The sequence below is a fragment of the Alishewanella tabrizica genome (assembly GCF_014652375.1).
Classification (GTDB): Bacteria; Pseudomonadota; Gammaproteobacteria; order Enterobacterales; family Alteromonadaceae; genus Alishewanella; species Alishewanella tabrizica.
On the sequence record NZ_BMYR01000029.1, the window covers coordinates 1 to 1,952 of the forward strand.

At 47.6% G+C, this 1,952-nt stretch carries 2 protein-coding genes; both read left to right on the forward strand.

The genetic code is table 11. From position 1 onward, the window contains the following. Nucleotides 1-43: 43 nt before the first annotated feature. Complete coding sequence (locus IE070_RS16465) at nt 44-883, forward strand: tyrosine-type recombinase/integrase (RefSeq protein WP_189484279.1); 840 nt, start codon at nt 44-46, stop codon at nt 881-883. Next, nucleotides 880-1,952: IS91 family transposase (locus IE070_RS16470; protein ID WP_229797119.1), on the forward strand; the 1,073-nt coding region annotated here is incomplete at its 3' end. The genes IE070_RS16465 and IE070_RS16470, both read left to right, overlap by 4 nt.

The window sequence follows — 1,952 nt, forward strand, 5'->3', positions numbered from 1 at the left end:
ACACTTACTCCGGGAATGTTCCCAATTCAACCGGAGAATCACCATGACCCCGTTACGTCAGGCAATGATCGATGAATGTCGGTTGCGCGGCCTTGCCAAAAGAACTGAAGAAACTTACCTGTATGCTGTTGAGCAGTTAAGTCGTCACTACCATCAGCGTCCAGATACCATTACCGAGGAGCAGTTAGAACGGTATTTCAGATATCTGACGTTAGAGAAGCAGTTAGCTCGAAGTACTATTCACGTTCAGCTCAATGGAATTTGTTTCTTTTTTAAAACGGTATTACACAAAGAGATTACGATCACCAAGCCCTTATCAAGGCGACCGGTTAAAGCGCCGGTGATATTAAAGCCGACCGAGGTGCAGCTGGTTATTTCACTTTGTCCCGACATAAAGCATCGTTTTATGTTAATGACTTATTATGGCACGGGTTTGAGGCTAATGGAGCTTATTCACACCAAAGTTACGGATATTGATGGCCAGAGAAGCACGCTTAAAGTTGTTGCCGGTAAAGGTAACAAAGACAGGTATGTCGTGCTATCCCCAGCAGTACTTAACTTGCTTCGTGAGTACTGGCTGTTATATCGGCCTAGAGACTACTTGTTTTATTCCGGTCGAGGTATGGATATACCGATGTCTAATAGTTGTATAACTAAGCAATTTAAGCTAGCAGTTCGGGCAGCAGGTGTACCGAGTGGGTGCAGCATCCACAGCTTACGGCATGCTTACGCGACACATCAGTTGATTGCGGGTATGCCATTGTATGAACTACAAAATCAGCTAGGCCATACTGACATTAAAACCACTCAACGCTATTTACACTGGCTACCTGAGATGGGTAGTGGTGCCAGAGATTTATTGGCGGGTTGGGTTGTATCATGAGCCTGCATGTAAGTGACGTTCTGGCGCAGTTTTTAGCAGACTATCAGCAACATCATGTATTAAATTGGCAGCAGCAAGCGGCTTGTAAACACATTATGGCGTGTCGAACGCCTGCTTTAGGTCAGCAGCTATGGCAATGTGATAACTGTCATCAGCAACAAGTGGTGTACTGCTCCTGTCGTGACAGACATTGCCCGCGCTGTCAGGGGCAGCGAACCCGAGAATGGATAGAAGCACAGGCTGCCAATCTATTACAGGTGAAATACTTCCATCTGGTGTTTACGCTGCCGCATGAGCTGAATGTGATTAGTCAGTATGCACCAGAGCAGCTTTATAAAAGCCTGTTTAATGCGGTGTGGCAAACACTCAGCACGTTCGCCCAACGACATAGAAAAACCGCAGGCGAGTTGGGCATGACGGCTGTTTTGCATACTTGGGGACAGTCGCTCACTCAGCATATCCACCTGCACTGTTTAATCCCTGGTGGTATCTTAAGTACAACTGCGCGCTGGCAGGTGATAGATAAAGGTTACTTGTTTCCGGTAAAAGCGCTATCGACGGTGTTCAGAGCAAAGATGCTACAGCAGCTGCGGGATGCGCAATTGTGTATCCCAGACAAGGATACCTTGCTAGCAAAACCCTGGACGGTGTTTAGCAAAGCGTGCTTATGTAAACCCGAGACAGTATTACGTTATCTTGCGCGTTACACGCGAAAAGGCGTGTTGCATGAAAGCCGCTTGCAGCGAATTGGCACAGAGGGCGTGAGCTTTAATTACCGTGACTATCAGGATGGCAATAAGCGTAAAGTGATGACGCTGAGCGGTTGTGAGTTTATCCGCCGTTACCTGAGCCATGTGCTTCCTAAAGGTTTTATGCGTATCCGGCACTATGGTGTGTTGGCGAATCGTTGCCGCAAGCGAAAGCTGGCGATAATCAGGCAGCAGGAAGCGCCGCGTAAAGCTAAAGCTGAGGCAAAGATGACTGAAAAAGTAATACCCTGCTGGCATTGCCCGCACTGTCGTGAGGGATTACTGTATCTGGCGTCGGTATTCGACGAAAGAGCACCAGT

Excerpts from the sequence above, each read along its gene's own strand:
- IE070_RS16465 (WP_189484279.1), top strand. The coding sequence starts at position 44 with ATGACCCCGTTACGTCAGGCAATGATCGATGAATGTCGGTTGCGCGGC.